Annotated in this window: 13 protein-coding genes; 3 read left to right on the top strand and 10 right to left on the bottom strand. The window is 48.9% G+C overall.

From position 1 onward, the window contains the following. Nucleotides 1-37 precede the first annotated feature (37 nt). The 5 genes from acnD to KO512_RS13050 all read right to left on the bottom strand — a co-directional run bounded on the left by acnD (nucleotide 38) and on the right by KO512_RS13050 (nucleotide 6671). Nucleotides 38-2641 carry a Fe/S-dependent 2-methylisocitrate dehydratase AcnD gene (gene acnD, locus KO512_RS13070; RefSeq protein WP_215952802.1) on the bottom strand — a complete coding sequence of 868 codons (2604 nt, stop codon included), beginning with the start codon at nucleotides 2639-2641 and terminating at the stop codon, nucleotides 38-40. Between the two features lie 131 nt (nucleotides 2642-2772). Further along, nucleotides 2773-3903, bottom strand: a complete 1131-nt coding sequence (gene prpC, locus KO512_RS13065; RefSeq protein WP_215952801.1) for a bifunctional 2-methylcitrate synthase/citrate synthase — start codon at nucleotides 3901-3903, stop codon at nucleotides 2773-2775. A 114-nt stretch (nucleotides 3904-4017) separates the two neighbouring features. Further along, nucleotides 4018-4908 carry a methylisocitrate lyase gene (gene prpB, locus KO512_RS13060; RefSeq protein ID WP_215952800.1) on the bottom strand — a complete coding sequence of 297 codons (891 nt, stop codon included), beginning with the start codon at nucleotides 4906-4908 and terminating at the stop codon, nucleotides 4018-4020. Between the two features lie 3 nt (nucleotides 4909-4911). Then, nucleotides 4912-5616 (bottom strand): GntR family transcriptional regulator, encoded by a 705-nt coding sequence (locus KO512_RS13055; protein ID WP_215952799.1) that lies wholly within the window; start codon nucleotides 5614-5616, stop codon nucleotides 4912-4914. 191 nt (nucleotides 5617-5807) lie between these two features. Then, on the bottom strand, nucleotides 5808-6671 hold the full coding sequence (locus KO512_RS13050) for an alpha/beta fold hydrolase (protein ID WP_215952798.1): 864 nt from the start codon (nucleotides 6669-6671) through the stop codon (nucleotides 5808-5810). Between the two features lie 295 nt (nucleotides 6672-6966). On the opposite strand from KO512_RS13050, the gene pabB reads away from it, so the two are divergent. The 3 genes from pabB to KO512_RS13035 all read left to right on the top strand — a co-directional run bounded on the left by pabB (nucleotide 6967) and on the right by KO512_RS13035 (nucleotide 12227). Continuing rightward, complete coding sequence (gene pabB / locus KO512_RS13045; protein WP_215952797.1) at nucleotides 6967-8364, top strand: aminodeoxychorismate synthase component I; 1398 nt, start codon at nucleotides 6967-6969, stop codon at nucleotides 8362-8364. A 338-nt stretch (nucleotides 8365-8702) separates the two neighbouring features. Continuing rightward, on the top strand, nucleotides 8703-10010 hold the full coding sequence (locus tag KO512_RS13040) for a DEAD/DEAH box helicase (protein WP_215952796.1): 1308 nt from the start codon (nucleotides 8703-8705) through the stop codon (nucleotides 10008-10010). 615 nt (nucleotides 10011-10625) lie between these two features. Further along, nucleotides 10626-12227, top strand: coding sequence for a hypothetical protein (locus tag KO512_RS13035; RefSeq protein WP_215952795.1), 1602 nt, complete (start codon nucleotides 10626-10628; stop codon nucleotides 12225-12227). Nucleotides 12228-12482: 255 nt separating this feature from the next. Here the strand turns inward: KO512_RS13035 and rho are convergent, their stop codons facing one another. From rho to KO512_RS13010, 5 genes are all read right to left on the bottom strand, one after another. After that, complete coding sequence (gene rho, locus KO512_RS13030) at nucleotides 12483-13430, bottom strand: transcription termination factor Rho (protein WP_215952794.1); 948 nt, start codon at nucleotides 13428-13430, stop codon at nucleotides 12483-12485. A 17-nt stretch (nucleotides 13431-13447) separates the two neighbouring features. Then, a complete protein-coding gene (locus tag KO512_RS13025) occupies nucleotides 13448-14200 on the bottom strand; it encodes a pseudouridine synthase (RefSeq protein ID WP_215952793.1) in 753 nt (250 codons plus the stop codon). Between the two features lie 107 nt (nucleotides 14201-14307). Next, nucleotides 14308-14925: a bifunctional phosphoserine phosphatase/homoserine phosphotransferase ThrH gene (thrH, locus tag KO512_RS13020; protein WP_215952792.1), complete on the bottom strand. Its 618-nt coding sequence runs from the start codon at nucleotides 14923-14925 to the stop codon at nucleotides 14308-14310. A gap of 380 nt (nucleotides 14926-15305) precedes the next feature. Beyond that, nucleotides 15306-16382, bottom strand: coding sequence for an alcohol dehydrogenase family protein (locus KO512_RS13015; RefSeq protein WP_354667746.1), 1077 nt, complete (start codon nucleotides 16380-16382; stop codon nucleotides 15306-15308). Beyond that, a complete protein-coding gene (locus tag KO512_RS13010) occupies nucleotides 16382-16900 on the bottom strand; it encodes a TetR/AcrR family transcriptional regulator (protein WP_215952790.1) in 519 nt (172 codons plus the stop codon). The genes KO512_RS13015 and KO512_RS13010 overlap by 1 nt, the downstream gene beginning before the upstream one ends. Nucleotides 16901-17226: the final 326 nt, after the last annotated feature.

Here is a 17226-nt window from a genome sequence, read left to right as displayed (position 1 = left end):
CAGAAAACACTGTCCGGCCCTACATAACCAGCTCGACCTAGTTATTAGCTTCTAAAAATTCCTGTGCAAAACATTGCAGTACACCACCGGCACCGTACACATGTACCTCTTCTGCAGTATCCAGACGACAAGTCACCGGAATCTCAACCACTTCGCCATTGCGACGTGTCATGACCACGGTTAGATCACAGCGTGGGCTGATCTCACCGACAACATCATAGGTCTCAGTACCATCAATACCGTAAGTATTGCGGTTTTCTCCAGCTTTAAACTGCAGTGGTAATACGCCCATACCCACGAGATTGGTACGGTGAATACGTTCAAAACCTTCAGCAACGATAGTTTCAACACCCGCCAGCCGTACACCTTTCGCAGCCCAGTCACGGGAAGAACCCTGACCATAGTCTGCACCGGCGATAATGATCAGCGGTTGTTTGCGTTCCATGTAGGTCTCAATGGCTTCCCACATACGGCTTTCAGTGCCTTCCGGTTCGATACGTGTTAACGAACCCTGTTTCACTTCACCGTTTTCATCGCGGCACATTTCGTTCAACAGCTTAGGGTTAGCAAAGGTCGCCCGCTGCGCTGTGAGGTGATCGCCTCGGTGTGTCGCATAGGAGTTGAAATCTTCTTCCGGCAAGCCCATTTTGGCACAGTATTCACCGGCCGCACTGGATGCCTGAATCGCGTTCGATGGCGACAGATGATCGGTGGTGATGTTGTCACCTAGCACCGCGAGTGGCACCATTCCTTTCATCGTACGCTCACCGGCTAATGCACCTTCCCAATAAGGAGGTCGACGAATGTAGGTGGTCTGTGGACGCCAGTTATACAGAGGGCTGATCGATTTTTCGACCTTACCCAGATCGAACATCGGGATGTAAACCTGTTTAAACTGTTCAGGCTTCACACAGCGCTTAACAATCTCATCGATCTCTTCATCGCTCGGCCAGATATCTTTCAGCGTAACCGGGTTGCCCTCTTTATCGGTACCCAGTACATCTTTTTCGATATCAAACCGAATAGTACCCGCAATCGCGTAGGCAACCACTAACGGCGGTGACGCCAGGAACGCTTGCTTAGCGAAAGGATGGATACGGCCATCAAAGTTACGGTTACCTGACAGAACCGCCGTGGTATACAGATCACGTTCGATAATCTCTTGCTGAATCTTAGGATCAAGCGCACCACTCATACCATTACAGGTCGTACAAGCATAGCCAACAATACCAAAGCCCAGTTTTTCCATCTCGGACAGCAAACCCGCTTCTTCAAGATAGAGCTTGGCCACTTTAGAGCCCGGCGCAAAAGAGGTTTTAACCCAAGGTTTACGCACCAAGCCTAGCTCGTTCGCACGACGGGCGATCAAGCCTGCTGCAACCACGTTGCGAGGGTTCGAGGTATTTGTACAGGAAGTGATCGCCGCGATAATAACCGCGCCATCGGGCATCAGCCCTTCAGCTTCCTCTTCCAGCGCTTCATCAAGGTGAACCGCAATACCGCGCGATTCTAGATCAGAGGTTGGCAGACGACGGTGTGGGTTAGAAGGCCCAGCCATGTTACGGCACACGCTCGACAGATCAAATTCCAGCACTCGACCATATTCAGCATCAACCAGATCATCCGCCCATAGGCCGGTTTCTTTCGCATACTGTTCAACCAATGCCACCTGTTCAGGTTCACGGCCAGTCAGTTTTAGATAATCGATGGTCTGCTCATCGATATAGAACATACCGGCAGAAGCACCGAATTCGGGTGTCATATTGGAGATCGTTGCCCGGTCACCGATGGTCAGGTCTTTAGCGCCCTCACCGAAGAATTCCAGATAAGCAGAAACGACTTTTTCGTTACGCAGGAACTCAGTGATCGCCAGCACGACATCAGTGGCGGTAATACCAGGCTGACGTTTACCGATCAATTTAACACCGATAATATCCGGTAGACGCATCATCGATGGACGGCCAAGCATCACGGTTTCGGCTTCTAAGCCACCAACACCGATGGCGATAACACCCAGTGAATCAACATGTGGAGTATGACTATCCGTACCCACACAGGTATCAGGAAAAGCAACGCCATCACGGGACTGAATCACCGGAGACATCTTCTCTAGATTGATCTGGTGCATGATGCCGTTACCGGCAGGGATCACATCAACATTATCGAACGCCGTTTTACACCATTCAATAAAGTGGAAACGATCATCGTTACGGCGATCTTCAATCGCGCGGTTTTTCTCAAAGGCATCCGGATCAAAACCCGGCGCTTCAACTGCCAGCGAGTGGTCAACAATCAACTGCGTTGGGACGACTGGGTTTACTTTTGAAGGGTCGCCGCCCTGCTCAGCAATCGCATCACGCAGACCTGCAAGGTCAACCAACGCTGTTTGGCCAAGAATATCATGACAAACAACACGGGCGGGATACCAAGGAAAATCGAGATCTTGTTTACGCTCAATCAGCTGTTTTAACGAGTCGGTTAGCGCTTTAGGGTCACAACGTCGTACGAGTTGCTCAGCCAACACTCTAGAGGTGTATGGCAGTGTTGCATAAGCCCCAGGCTTGATTGCATCGACAGCCGCACGGGTGTCAAAGTAATCTAAGTCGGTGCCGGCTAAGTGTTTACGGTATTCAGTGTTCATATAACACCTGTATTGAAAATATTATCGTCAGCGAGGAGGGGAATCTTCCCCTCCTGCCTTACTTAAAGAACTATCTAATAGAGCTACCTAATAGAGCTATCTAATAGAGCTAGCGAGTAAAGTGAATAGCGTTATGCGCGATCAGCAATATCGACCCACTCAGCACTTTCTGGGCCCGTGTAATCTGCTGATGGGCGGATGATACGGTTATTCGCCCGCTGTTCCATCACATGAGCGGCCCAGCCAGAGGCCCGTGAACAAACAAAGATAGGTGTAAAGAGTTCTGTCGGAATACCCATAAAGTTATAGGCAGACGCGTGGAAGAAGTCAGCGTTACAGAACAGTTTTTTCTCGCGCCACATCACCGCTTCAACTCGTTCAGACACGGCGTATAACGATTCATCACCGGCGTGCTCTGAAAGTTTCTTAGACCACTCTTTAATGATCGCATTACGTGGATCTGATTCACGATAGATCGCATGGCCAAAGCCCATAATCTTATCTTTACGCGCCAGCATCGCCATAATTTCAGCTTCGGCTTCTTCAGGAGAGTGCCAGTTCTGAATCATTGCCATAGCCGCTTCGTTAGCACCACCATGCAGTGGTCCACGTAACGAACCAATGGCCGCCGTAATACAGCTATGAATATCAGACAGGGTTGAGGCACAAACCCTTGCAGTGAAGGTTGATGCGTTAAATTCGTGCTCAGCATAAACAATCAGAGAGGCATGCATCACATCAACATGCAGTGGTGCAGGTTTTTTGTCGTGCAGCGTCCAGAGGAACTGTTCACCGATCGAATCCGCATCGGTCTCAACATTGATACGTTTACCGTGGTGGCTATAGTTGTACCAGTAGTTGATCATGCCCGGGAAGACCGCCAGCATCCGATCAATATGATCGTGTTGCTCGGCAAAGCTCATTTCCGTTTCTAAGTTGCCCAGCATTGAACAACCCGTGCGCATAACATCCATAGGATGAGCATCAGCCGGAATCTGTTCCAACACAGCTTTCAGTGCGTCAGGCAGAGCGCGCATACCTTTCAGTCGTGCTTTATAGGCATCTAACTCACCTTGGTTCGGCAATTTGCCGTACAGTAGCAAGTAAGCCACTTCTTCAAACTGGGCTTTAGCTGCCAGCTCTTTGATATCATAGCCACGGTAAGTCAAGCCTGCGCCTGATTGGCCTACAGTACAGAGTGCCGTTTCACCTGCGGACTGACCACGCAAACCCGCACCACTCAGTTTCTTAGCTTCTGCCATCCTATCTCTCCTTTCTGCTTCCGGGCCAGATAGTCATGGCGACCCGTTACAGTATTATTGCTTTGATTATGTCAACATAACCCGGTCATGGACCGGGTTCAGCTCTAGGGCTGATTACTTGTTTTTGCCTTCTTTAAACAGCGCATCTAGCTTCTGTTCAAAGTCGTGATAGTTCAAGAAGTCATACAGATCCATACGTGTCTGCATAGTATCAATAACTGCTTTCTGATCACCGTCACGCAGAATCGCTTCAAACACATTCAACGCTGCTTGGTTAGCCGCACGGAACGCAGACAGTGGATAGAGCACCATGTTCACGCCGTTTTCAGCCAGTTCTGTTTTGTTGAACAGTGGTGTAGCACCAAACTCAGTGATATTGGCCAACAAGTTCGCACCCTTGATACCATCAGCAAAGGCTTTGTAATCATCCAAGGTATGTACCGCTTCAGCAAAAATCGCATCGGCACCCGCCTCTAAACAAGCCTGCGCACGGTCAACAGCGGCATTCAAACCTTCCATTTGGAACGCATCGGTACGAGCAATCAGGAAGAAGTCGTCATCGGTTTTAGCATCAGCCGCCGCTTTAATACGATCGACCATCTCTTCAGTCGATACGATCTCTTTATTCGGACGGTGACCACAACGCTTCTGCGCTACCTGATCTTCAAGGTGGCAACCCGCGGCACCGGCTTTAATCGTCTCTTTAATCGTCCGGGCAATATTAAACGCCCCGCCCCAACCGGTATCGATATCAACGATCAACGGCGTTTCTACAGCACTAGAGACCCGACGGACATCTTCCAACACATCATTCATCGTAGTCATACCCAAATCAGGCAGACCGTAAGATGCGTTGGCGATACCACCACCGGACAGATAAACCGCACGATGACCAACACGCTCAGCCATCATGGCGTGATAAGCGTTAACAGTACCGACGATCTGTAGTGGATTAGTCTCTTCAAGTGCTTTGCGGAAACGTCCGCCTGCGGTCAGTTTGCTCATGGGTTACTCCCTCTCTTCTTTGTTCGCTGGATTCAGACGTTCTTCAATGTTGCGGCGTGCCCGACCGATATGTCGGCGCATCAGCAGCTCCGCTAGCTCTCCATCCCTCTCTTCTATCGCATCAAGGATACGATGGTGTTCTTTAAGGGCGCGCTGTGGACGTGATTTAGAAACGCTGAATTGATAACGGTACATACGTACCAGGTGATAAAGCTCGCCACCGAGTAGTTCAAATAGCTTAGTATTTTTGCTGGATTGAACAATCCGATAGTGAAAATCAAGGTCGCCCTCTTTCTGAAAGTAGGCTCGACCATCGATCTCTTGAATATTTTTTTCGTGCTGATAGAGCAACTCGCGCAGGCTGTTAATCTCATCTGTCGACATATTATCCGCCGCCAGTCGGCAAGCCATGCCTTCGAGTGCTTCACGAATACGATAGATTTCAACCAACTCTTCAGGTGTCAGTGAGACAACGCGCGCCCCGACATGGGGAATCCGAACCACTAACCGCAGCCCTTCAAGTTGACGAATCGCTTCCCGCAAAGGCCCACGGCTGATGCCGTAAGTACGCGCTAATTCAGGCTCGCTGATCTTCTGGCCTGGCGGGATGTCACCACGTACAATCGCAGTGATCAACTGGCCGCTGACTCTGTCTGCCAGAGTCCGCACTTCAGTTGTGCTATCGGTTAATTCTATAATTTCTGCCATTACAACCTTCTTATTGGATTGTCGACAATCTCGTGAATTCGGTAACAATACAGACCTGAAATCCTAGCGTCAACAATATTAACGGCGAAACTGTCAACATACTACAAAAGTATAGGGGTATGTCCTAGGTAACAATCAGACATAAAAAAGCCCCGTATAACGAGGCTTTCAGTCTAGTTGATAAGTGTGAATCAGGCCAGAAAACGGAGTAACTCAGCGTCCATGATCCGCGCTATTTGACGAGGCTTCTGAAAAGGCAACGAATGATCCGTACCGGGTACCATAAAATAGTGCCAATTAGGCAGTCGCTCAGCCAAATCCCGCTGATACTGATGCATCAGATCAACACTCTGACCCCCGATAAAACTGGTTACATCGCCTTGGGCAGCGACTAATGCCTCTCGATCAATCGAATTAATCGTTTCGGTCACACAGTTCAAAGCGTTGGCAAAACCTATCGGACGAGCGCCAAGGCGCTGGATTGTCAACAACTCAGCCTGTGGCGTGATTTTTCGGTTCGGTGAAATGGTATCTAAAAAGGCTTTAATACCGGTTTCCGCCTGATCTTGTTTAAGCTGCTCTGCTGCCGCACTAAACTGATGGCGTAGATCAACCGTTGATTCCCAGCTAGGCCGATCCAATACCGCTGCTTCTAACAAATACTGTTTCTGTACTCGATCGTGATAACGCTGCTTATAGATTAAGGCCACCATGCCGCCCATCGAGTAACCCGCTAAATCAAACTGCCACCACCCAAGGTGATCCACCAGTGACCCAATATCATTTACCAGCTCAGTCACGGTAAATGCATACTCTTCGCCATTGGGGTAACGGGTGTTGCCCGTACCACGCTGATCAGGTATCAAGATTTCATCCCACTGATTCACCAGCATCGCGATGGCGGCCCAGGTATCTTGACCGGCCACACCGGCACCGTGCAACATGACCAAACGACGCGGCTTACCCTCATACGCTTTGCGGTATAGCTGATAACTGATCTGTTGATCGGGAAGATTAAATTGCTGCGAACTGATCTTATACGGGTGCTTCATCATCGTTCTATCTAACTGCTCTTGGCTATGCGGTAATAAGTGCTATGAAAAATATGAATAATATCCTGTTGTCGCTCATAATGCCTGCGACTGACAAAAAAACCTGTGCATCTCGCTTTCATCACCACGTCCCGTTACAATCGATATCAACCACTGACCTGACATGTCGGGGACTCACCGTCTTAATGCCTGAGTCTAATGGCTTAGGTTTAACTATACGGCGACACAATAATAGCGAGTCGCTGACATAACAACCGCCGGTTTTAGCTGAAGACCGGTCAGTATAAAGGCTCTTCGGGTGTACAGACTTTTTCCACTCTCCTATCTAGCTAACTCAACCCTCTATTTCGAACGTATCCGCCACCTACCGGCGCCGGTTATTCTTGATAGTGGCAAACCCGCAGGCCAATATGGTCGCTATGACATTATCGCTGCCGATCCCGCAGCCCAGTTAAGCTATCAAGATCAATTAACCCATATCAGTACCCCGACAACAAAACAGCAACTGAGTGGCAACCCCTTTACACATCTACAAAATCTGTTTAATCACTATCAGATAAGCTGCCCTTCCCCTCAACAAACAGAGATCAAAGCACTACCCTTTTGTGGAGGGCTACTTGGCTATTTCGCCTATGATCTAGGGCGCAGCTTAGAATCATTGCCAGAACAAACAATCAGCGATATCGATCTACCCGATATGCAGGTCGGCATTTATGGCTGGGCGGTCATCGTCGACCATGAACTACAAACAGCGGTCTTAATGAGCACGCCGCTGGTGAATGAGGCCGAGGCAGCCACAATTCTGCAGCAACTCAACGATAAATCGGTAGTGCAAGCCGACGACTTCCGGCTTAGCACGCCCTTCAGCAGTAATATGAGCGAAGCGGAGTACCACGCCTCACTGACGCGGATAAACGATTATATTCATTCGGGTGATTGCTATCAGGTGAACTTTGCTCAGCGCTTCAGTAGCCGTTACCAAGGCGATCCTTGGAATGCCTATAAGCGTTTAAGAGAACATGCACCAACACCCTATTCGGCCTATATCGAAACCGCCAACGGCGCGATCCTATCCCATTCGCCGGAGCAGTTTCTTGAGGTGCGTAACGCACGAGTCACAACCAAACCCATTAAAGGCACCCGACCACGGGGTAACAATCCCGCCCTCGATGCACAGCTTAAACTGGCCTTGCATGACAGTGAGAAAGATCGTTCAGAGAATTTGATGATCGTCGATCTGATGCGCAACGATGTGAGTAAAGTATGCGAACACGGCAGTGTCCGCGTGCCTAAACTCTTTGCCGTCGAGTCCTATGCCAACGTGCATCACCTCGTCAGCACCATCACCGGCAAACTCGCCAGTAACAAAACACCGATAGACCTGTTAGCGCAGAGTTTCCCCGGCGGCTCAATTACCGGCGCCCCGAAAATTCGCGCCATGGAAATCATCGAAGAACTCGAACCCCACCGCCGCTCAATCTATTGCGGCTCCATCGGCTACCTCAGCTTTTCTGGGCAGATCGACACCAGTATCACCATCCGCACACTGGTTTGCCAACAGGGTGAAATACATTGTTGGGCCGGCGGTGGTATCGTCGCCGATTCAGAAATCGCCGACGAATATCAAGAGACTTACGATAAGGTGAACAACCTATTGTGGCCGTTGGAAGAGACGATTGGTAAACGCAGTGGCTAGGCGTCGCTGCATTGCTGGCTAGTGGTTACATTGCTATACAAAGTGTTGGTTTGTTACACAATGCTATATACAGGGTCGATTAAGTGCCTAGCCGATAAATGCCTATTCGAGCGACACAGACCGATCAACGTCACAGACTACAATACGGCTACGCCAGTAACCCACTGGATTTAACGCTATCGCAATTGTCCCAGCATGACGACAACGGTTATTTTTCTAGTGAGTAGCACTGCGACGCTCTAGCATGTGACGAAGCCACATCTAACAACTCGCACCAGCCTTCATGCTTTTAAGCTATACTGCGCTCTACTCTCCTTTGCCGAGCTATCCGAACCTCTATGCCATTTTCAAACCTTGGATTATCCGATCCGATTCTACACGCCATTAACGAACTGGGTTATACCACCCCTACACCGATCCAGAAGCAAGCGATTCCGATCATTCTGTCTGGTAAAGATCTGATTGCCACCGCCCAAACCGGCACCGGCAAAACCGCAGCCTTTGTTCTGCCGATACTGGAGCGCTTTAATCAAGAACGTACCCTGCGGGGTAAACGCATCCGCGCACTGATTATTACGCCAACACGGGAATTAGCTATTCAGGTGGCGGACAATGTTGCGCAATACAGTCGCCACCTGAACCTCACCTCGATGGCGGTGTATGGTGGAGTGGATCCCGAGCCACAAAAAGAGCGGCTGATTGAAGGGGTGGATATTTTAGTGGCGACCACAGGCCGCCTGCTTGATCTGGCCCACCAACGGGCGCTGCATTTTGATGAACTGGAAGTATTGGTGCTAGATGAAGCCGACCGCATGGTCGATATGGGCTTTGTCGGGGATATCAATAAGATTATCGACCGCTTGCCTGAAGCCCGCCAAAACCTGCTATTTTCAGCCACCATGAGTGACGATGTTCGCGATATCGCCGACCGCTTCACCGATAGCAAAGTCGCCAGCCCTGCCGTTGAGATATCGGTTTCACCCAAAACTAAAGCGGCCACCACCATTAATCAGTGGTTAATTACGGTCGATAAAGACACCAAATCCGCATTGCTGAGCCACCTGATTAATGAACAGCAGTGGGATCAGGCGCTAATTTTTATTGAGAAGAAACACGCAGCGGCTAAACTGGTGGTTCAATTGGCGAAGCGCGGTATTGTCGCGGAAGCTATCCATGGTGATCGAAGCCAAGCGATGCGTGAGAAAATTCTGGCGGATTTTAAATCGGGTAAGCTTAAATACTTAGTGGCCACCGGTGTTGCCGCTCGGGGTTTGGATATTGGTGAACTCAGCCGCGTTGTGAATTACGACCTGCCTTTCAAGCCGGAAGATTACATCCACCGTATTGGCCGTACCGGTCGTGCCGGCGCCACGGGTGAAGCAATCTCTTTTGTTGCCATGGGCGATTTTAAAAACCTTTGTGCCATTGAAAGCCGACTTGACCAGATTATTGAGCGTAAAGAGATTGATGGTTTTGCCGTGAGAAAAGAGGTACCAGTCTCGGTGTTAAATTTTGTTCGCACCAGTAAACCACCGATGCCTAAAACGCCGTCGAGCAAACCCTCAAGAGCTCGAGTGAAAGCACCCAGTAAAAAATCACCTGGCGAAAAAGGCGAAAACAGACCCAACAAACATATCTGGGGTTGAGCGAGAATAAACAAACGATTACAAAAGCCATAGAACAGAAGCGGCTCCTAGCTGCATGAAACAAAAGACTGATGCTTTAAGCAGCAGTCTTTTCAATTTGAGCACTTCATCATAATAGATAATGCCTACTTTGTACTGATGATCGAACAGCAACCAAGATAGCTATAGATCAACGGTCTTGTCGCTATCGATGTTTGTGCCTACGCCGTGATGCCTATAACCACCATCGCCTAGTCGTAAAAATATGCCCTAACCAAGCCGAATTATGGACGGATACTAATGTTACTAGCCGCAGGAGCGGTTTATTCAAAGGTCCACTAATGTTACACCCAGAGAGCCTTTCTAATCCTCTAAAGTTTCAACTTCAAGTTAGTTGTCTGAAAATGTCGATCAAGTGTAATGACATCACACACCCCTCCAGGCGGCGAAATACCTATCTAAACCTGTTGTGCCTGTAATTCTTGAGATATAAAGCCAGATAAAGGTATAATTTTTTTCTATCCGTTGAAACTTATAGCTCGAATGCCTAATTCAGGCGTGCGGATCAGCTTCTGGGCAGACTAGTCCGAGATGAAAGTATCGTGACACAGACGACGTAGTTTTAGCGGAGGAAATATGTCAAAAATTAATGTAATAACTCTAATATCGATGACATCACTACTAATGTGCGGATGTTCCACCACTCGTGAAAACTTTGTTTCCGACCTTCAGAAGCAAGGGGCTAACCCCTTTATAGTTGAACCTGAACTTAAAAATCTTGAGGAAAAAATTCGCTCCATTGCCATGGCCGAAAGGAAGCATGATGCTCCCTACCACCTTGTCTTTGACCCACGCAATGAGGCCATCATCAGTTATTTCCAAGACCGTTTTAACAAACAAACTATGATGGAGATGATAAATCTAGCCCGTGCTGGGTATGATGCAGCGGTGGCAGCCCGTTACCCTCATATCGGTTCAGTGAGGGGGTGTGACCTGGTAGATAATGGTGCTTATGCAGTAACTGACGAAGTGAATAAGGATCAGTTTGACTGGCGCTTCGTGCAAGGCGAATGTTTCGATGGGCTGGCTCACGGGATTGGTGAAGCCGTTGATGAAAAACTGAGCGCACATTTTGTCGGGCGTTTTGATCAGGGGGTAATGATTGAGGGTGTGTTCACTATGCTCCTTGAAGATAACATGAAGCTTATTCAGATGGGAGAAGTCCCCAGTAAGGATCGCACTGCTCGCCTGTTGACGACTACAGTAAGAAAGGATGGTTACCAATGGCACCGATACGGTGATTTTAAAGACGGGGAAATAAACGGTTTTGGCATAAACATCTGGGGCTACACTAACCTTATGATCGTCAGATCTATTGGTGAGTACAAAAATGGGACTTTTGAGGGCTTTGGCGCTAGGCAGCTACTTAAACCTTTCGATGACGGAAAGGTCTGGAATACCTGGATAGGTAATTATGTTGATGGAACGCTGAATGGGCCCGGAGCCTGGACTAATAGCATCGACGAGCTGTCAGTTGGATATTGGAAGGAAGGTAAATTTCACGGACAGGTATACGGTGCCCATGTCAGCCAACACTACTTCAATGAGAGCTACACCGGAACCTACATTAACAATAAGCGTGAAGGGGCTTTCAGGGTACGATCAATGGCCGAAATAGGAGACCGGGTTCGGAATTTCACTAGAATTTATTCCGGTGACAAGTTGATTCATGATGGTGAAGATAGTTCGACTCCGGATTTTGGCAAGCTTATTGCTTTGGGGGCCGGGTTGGCAGTGATCGGTAGCGCGGGGATTTCAGATACAAAGAAAGTGGATATAGGCAATGCCTTTGCAAAGGATGTACTCGTCGGCGGAGACGGCCAGAACCTTAATACGCTGAAACAGAAGCTTGCACCGGCTGGGCAAGGGCAAACCATATCAGCGGACGATAAAGGCGATAAAGGCATATTCCAGTTAAGTTGCTATGATCCTGGTTCATTCATTTGCATCGATTATACACTTTACAGCCGGACGAAAGCTGATCAGTTCAGGAGCCAGTGCTCCCAGGGCACAAACAAGGTAATAGCCAGCTGTGATCATACTTCCCGACAGGCCATTTGCAGCCACCAGAGTGCCATCGGGAAAACTAAGACGCATGATTATCTTTACGGCTCCGAGCCAGAGCAAGTAAAGCAGGCCTGCACCAACTCTGGTGGGCAGTTCAGGATGGTTGAATAACGGCTTCTACTCTGTCGTTATTTATTGAGTTGAGGGGGGACATTTTCTGATTGCCCCCCAAAAAGATGTATGACCTAGCCAAAATTACATACTAAAGTTGCCAATTGTTAATAAACCACAGAGGCGTGCTTCCCATCTACGTGATTAGACAAAACCAAAAAGTGCCTATCCTTTCTAAAGCTTTTCCTAAAGCCTTCGACAAAAAAAGAGCTCCTTCGCGCTCTTTCTCATTTTTGGGTAACGATCACGTCAGTGCTAATCCGTCACCATTGCATTTAAAAGCTCGGCATTGGTTGGGTATGTTTCCAATAGCTCAACTAAGCGTCTCGCCCCTTCAATCGGTTTAAGGTTGGTCAGTGAGCGGCGCAACGTGCGAATCTTAGCGATGTCTTTCGCATCCAACAGCAGCTCTTCTCGACGGGTGCTACTTTTAGCAATATCCAGCGCGGGGAAAATACGATAATTGGCAATCTCCCGCGACAAAACGACTTCCATATTACCGGTGCCTTTGAACTCTTCAAAGATGACCTGATCCATCCGACTACCGGTATCCACGAGGATGGTTGCCAAAATCGTCAGTGAACCACCGTTTTCGATTTTTCTCGCGGCACCGAATAGCTTACGCGGTATTTCTAATGCGCGCGCATCGACGCCGCCCGACATCGTACGACCACTACTTTTTTGCTCGGCATTATGAACCCGAGACAGCCGGGTGAGTGAGTCAATGACGATCATCACATCATGACCCTCACCGGCTTCCCGACGCGCCTTATTCAGCAACTCATTCGCCACGCGCACATGCTGAGCATAACTTTCATCCGACGATGAGGCATGCACTTCGGCGGTCACACTGCGCTTAAAGTCGGTAACCTCTTCTGGCCGCTCATCAATCAATAACGCATAAAGTTTGATCTCAGGATAGGCCGTCCCGACTGATTGGCAAATATGCTTTAGCAGCGTCGATTTACCCGAGCCTGGTGGTGCAACCACCAACCCTCGCTGCCCCATACCGATGGGCGTGATCAAATCCATGGCCCGCATAGATAATTCTGAAGAACCGGCTTCAAGGCGAATACAGGGAGTCGGATGAATCGCCACCCCATTTAAAAAACGCTTTTGCGGGTCAGCCTCAAACGGATCATCGCTTACTTTATCCGCGGCGCTATCTTTTTTAACCTTTAAACTTAATGTTTTTCTCGTCATGGTCTCAATCTATAACTCTACGAATAAGGTGTGTTAGTCGGATTAGCGGCATCGGTAATCGCTATACTCTGGCTCTCATTATCCCCTGCCAAGGATTTAACTTCTGCTGTCGTTAAGCTGCGCCAATCACCCAGCTTCACATCCAACGATAGGCTACCAATCTGCTGACGATGTAACGCCTTCACCCGATTACCGATCGCGGCAAACATCCGCTTAACCTGATGAAAGCGCCCCTCAGTGAGGGTTAGATACACATAGTAAGGATCAATGACCTGCAACCTCGCCGGTCGCGTTAGTGCGGCCTCTCCTTGCAGCAAAATGCCAGACTGAAAGCGTTGCGCTGCATCAGCAGACAGCGGCCGCGTTAGCTCTACTTTATACACTTTTTCACACTGATGTTTAGGCGATGTGAGTCTATAAGACCAATGCCCATCATCGGTAATCAGTACCAAGCCGGTGGTATCGGCATCCAAACGGCCAGCGATATGCAGCTCACTTGGGCGATTAACCGTCAAAAGGTTAAACACAGACGGATACTGCTCATCGATATTTGAACAGATCATATCGATCGGTTTATGCAATAAAAAATAACGGAACGGCCGCGGTATTAAACGTTGAGCATCCAACGTGACAACATTGTTTTGGTGTACCTGATGGGACGCCTCAGTGACAACCTGATCATTGACCACAAGCCGTCGCTGCTCGATTAACGCTAACGCCTCGGGCAACGAATATTCGCTACTTTTACAGATAAATTTATCTAGTCGCATCGCACCAACAAAGGCAAAAGAGCGCCTCAGCGCTCTCCTTATGATTGTGCTAGCCTGCCGAGTACACCTTCAATCAGGCGAACGCGTTGTCTGGCTAGCCGCTAAGATTACAACGTCAAATCGCGGTTACTGGCTTTGATAAACTCTTTTTTAAGGTCATCAAAGGTCTGTACCGCAGGGAACTGCGGAAACTCATCGATGACATTCTGCGGCGCATGAAACAGAACCCCCGCTTCTGCTTGGGTTAGCATGGTGGTGTCATTGTATGAATCACCGGCGGCTATTACCCGATAGTTCAGTAACTGAAATGCACGGACAGACTGACGCTTAGGGTCTTTTTGTCGCAGGGTATAATCGGTAATCCGCCCAGTCTCATCCACCTCTAACTTATGACACAACAGTGTTGGATAACCCAGTTGCTTCATCAAAGGGGCGGCAAACTCATAGAACGTATCCGACAGAATCACCACCTGAAAACGTTCACGCAGCCAATCGATAAATTCACGGGCACCTTCCAACGGCGACAGACGATCGATAGTGGCTTGAATCTGTGGCAGGGTCAGGCCGTGCTCATCCAAAATTCGCAGGCGCTGTTTCATCAGCACATCATAATCAGGAATATCGCGGGTAGTCGCTTTAAGCTCTTCGATTCCGGTTTCTTCTGCGAAAGCGATCCAAATCTCAGGGATCAATACACCTTCTAGGTCAAGACATGCGAGTTCCACAAGCGACTCCTAAATAATGGCAGATGCGAATTGTATGGTTCGCAATGATGGATATTATGAGCGCAGATTCTACCGGATTAAACCGTTGTTGCAACGGCTTCAGGCAAGCCCCACTCAGGCTGCGACTCATCGGCAAAGAACACTGATTCCCTACTTGTCAGTATGTACGCTCAGATGAGCCCGCTTAAACGCCAAGATAGTCCATCAGCGCCAATGGATGGCAAATTGCCGTCTGGGCTTATCTAAGTGCTTCTATAAGTGCTTATCTAAGAACTTATCTAAGTGCGTATCTAAATGCTTATACAAGAACTGACCTAAGGGTTTATATAAGTGCTGATTAAAAAGCATTTATCTCCGTGCCCTCTATAAAGTACCTCGTATTAAGATGCTAGCGTTAACACGATCTTACCTACGTGCTGTTTTTGCAAAAACAACGTTTGGGCTGCGACGATCTGCGCCAAGGGGAAGGTTTGCGCCACGATGGGTTTAATCTCTCCCCGTTCAATACGCTGCACGAGGTTATGGAATACCTCTTCGCCAAGCACTGTGCAGCCCATTAAAGTTAAATCTTTCAGATACAGTGTTCTCACATCCAGCTCGACTAAAGGTCCACCAATCGCGCCCGATACCGCATAACGACCACCCGGCTTTAGCAATTGTAAGAATTGTGGCCACTGCTCCCCCGCCACGAGATCAATCACAACATCAACACTGTTTTCAGACAAAGCCTCGACTAAATCAGCATCCCGAGGAATGACCTCATCGGCACCCAACGCTAATAACTGTTTACTTTTACTCGGGCTAGTAATGGCGATGACATAGGCACCACGCGCTTTAGCCAACTGCACCGCCGCCGAGCCAACACCACCCGAGGCACCGGATATCAATACCCTGTCTTGTGCCACAACCTTAGCGCGGGTCAGCATATTTTCGGCGGTGGAATAGGAACATGGAAAAGAGGCCAGCTCGATATCCGTCAACTTACTATTAACCGCATAGGCATGCCTAGCCGCTACCGTCGTATACTGTGCAAATCCACCATCGCATTCAGAACCGTAATACCAAGGCTGATCTAATAATTGGCCATCAACCTCTCTAAGGCAAGGTTCAATCAACACACGCTCACCAATACGCTGGGCGTCAACCCGCTCACCGACAGCAACGATGGTTCCGCACACATCCGCCCCCTGAATCAGCGGAAAGCGTAAGGCGCTCCCTGTCCAACTGGCATCCTCAGCGGATATCCCATTAGAAGATGTCTCAGCACCATCGGTATGCTTTGAATACCAACCAATCCGCGTGTTGATATCGGTATTATTAACCCCTGCAGCGGCCACCTGAATCAATACCTCATTCGCTGAGGGCGTTGGTACAGCGATCGCTTCATTTAATTGCAGCATCTCTGAACCACCGTGACCGATTAGCTGAATACCCTGCATCGTTGTTGGTATAGTCATCATTGCTCCTCGTTAAAAAGTGTTAATAGCACCTGTTGGGCCGCCGTTACCGCATCCCGACCTAAGACAGGCCAAGCGCTAGAGACCCCTTCATGTAAGATAAAAATAGCCGTCGCTAGATCATCCCGCAGGCTTTGCTCAGCCAAAAACTGACGTACCGCCGTCTTATGCGCTTGCACCGCCACGTTGATCTGCAGATTATCGGGAAAGGCGGCGATGGCATTCATAGACAAACAACCGTGCGGCGCATACTCCGCCATCCACTGCTCTAGCCGGTTAAAAATATAGATAATCGACTCAACACCCACTGGCGGATGCTCCTGTGAGAGAAATGCCAAATAACGTCGATGACGATAATCCAATGCCGCCACCACCATCGTCTCTTTCGAGGGGTAATGTTTATACAGAGTGCGCAGGCTGACCTGACAGGCCGCTTTTAACTGCGCAACACTCGGTTCGGCAAAACCGTATTGACTAAATGCCGCTTCAAGACGGGCTGCGATTTGCGTTTTAAGCATGACGATCTCATAAGTAGAATAGTTATTCTACCTGCAAAGTAGAGCAAACACTCTACCTTGTCAACAACACTGCGCAGCTAGCCAAAAGGGATAGGGTCAGAATCAAAGTGGAGTCGCGGGGTTACACGGGGATAGATATAGATCTCACGAAGTAAGGATGGGGCATCGTCATTAAAAGCTATACCCTGCATGCATCATAGCGGCAGTTTAAGCGCTTATAACAATCAGTGCGCTAACCTCAGTTAACAAAGAGAAGCAGTGCAAAAATGCAGATAGCAGATGCACCGCCAGATCCTAAGTTAACCTAACGGGGCTAACCTTAGCGA

The organism is Amphritea atlantica, assembly GCF_018860855.1.
Classification (GTDB): domain Bacteria; phylum Pseudomonadota; class Gammaproteobacteria; order Pseudomonadales; family Balneatricaceae; genus Amphritea; species Amphritea atlantica_A.
This window is presented reverse-complemented; position numbering and strand designations above follow the sequence as displayed.

Excerpts from the sequence above, each read along its gene's own strand:
- KO512_RS13040 (WP_215952796.1), top strand. The coding sequence starts at position 8,703 with ATGCCATTTTCAAACCTTGGATTATCCGATCCGATTCTACACGCCATT.
- KO512_RS13050 (WP_215952798.1), bottom strand. The coding sequence starts at position 6,671 with ATGATGAAGCACCCGTATAAGATCAGTTCGCAGCAATTTAATCTTCCC.
- rho (WP_215952794.1), bottom strand. The coding sequence starts at position 13,430 with ATGACGAGAAAAACATTAAGTTTAAAGGTTAAAAAAGATAGCGCCGCG.
- KO512_RS13035 (WP_215952795.1), top strand. The coding sequence starts at position 10,626 with ATGTCAAAAATTAATGTAATAACTCTAATATCGATGACATCACTACTA.
- KO512_RS13015 (WP_354667746.1), bottom strand. The coding sequence starts at position 16,382 with ATGACTATACCAACAACGATGCAGGGTATTCAGCTAATCGGTCACGGT.
- acnD (WP_215952802.1), bottom strand. The coding sequence starts at position 2,641 with ATGAACACTGAATACCGTAAACACTTAGCCGGCACCGACTTAGATTAC.
- KO512_RS13055 (WP_215952799.1), bottom strand. The coding sequence starts at position 5,616 with ATGGCAGAAATTATAGAATTAACCGATAGCACAACTGAAGTGCGGACT.
- KO512_RS13025 (WP_215952793.1), bottom strand. The coding sequence starts at position 14,200 with ATGCGACTAGATAAATTTATCTGTAAAAGTAGCGAATATTCGTTGCCC.
- KO512_RS13010 (WP_215952790.1), bottom strand. The coding sequence starts at position 16,900 with ATGCTTAAAACGCAAATCGCAGCCCGTCTTGAAGCGGCATTTAGTCAA.
- prpC (WP_215952801.1), bottom strand. The coding sequence starts at position 3,903 with ATGGCAGAAGCTAAGAAACTGAGTGGTGCGGGTTTGCGTGGTCAGTCC.
- prpB (WP_215952800.1), bottom strand. The coding sequence starts at position 4,908 with ATGAGCAAACTGACCGCAGGCGGACGTTTCCGCAAAGCACTTGAAGAG.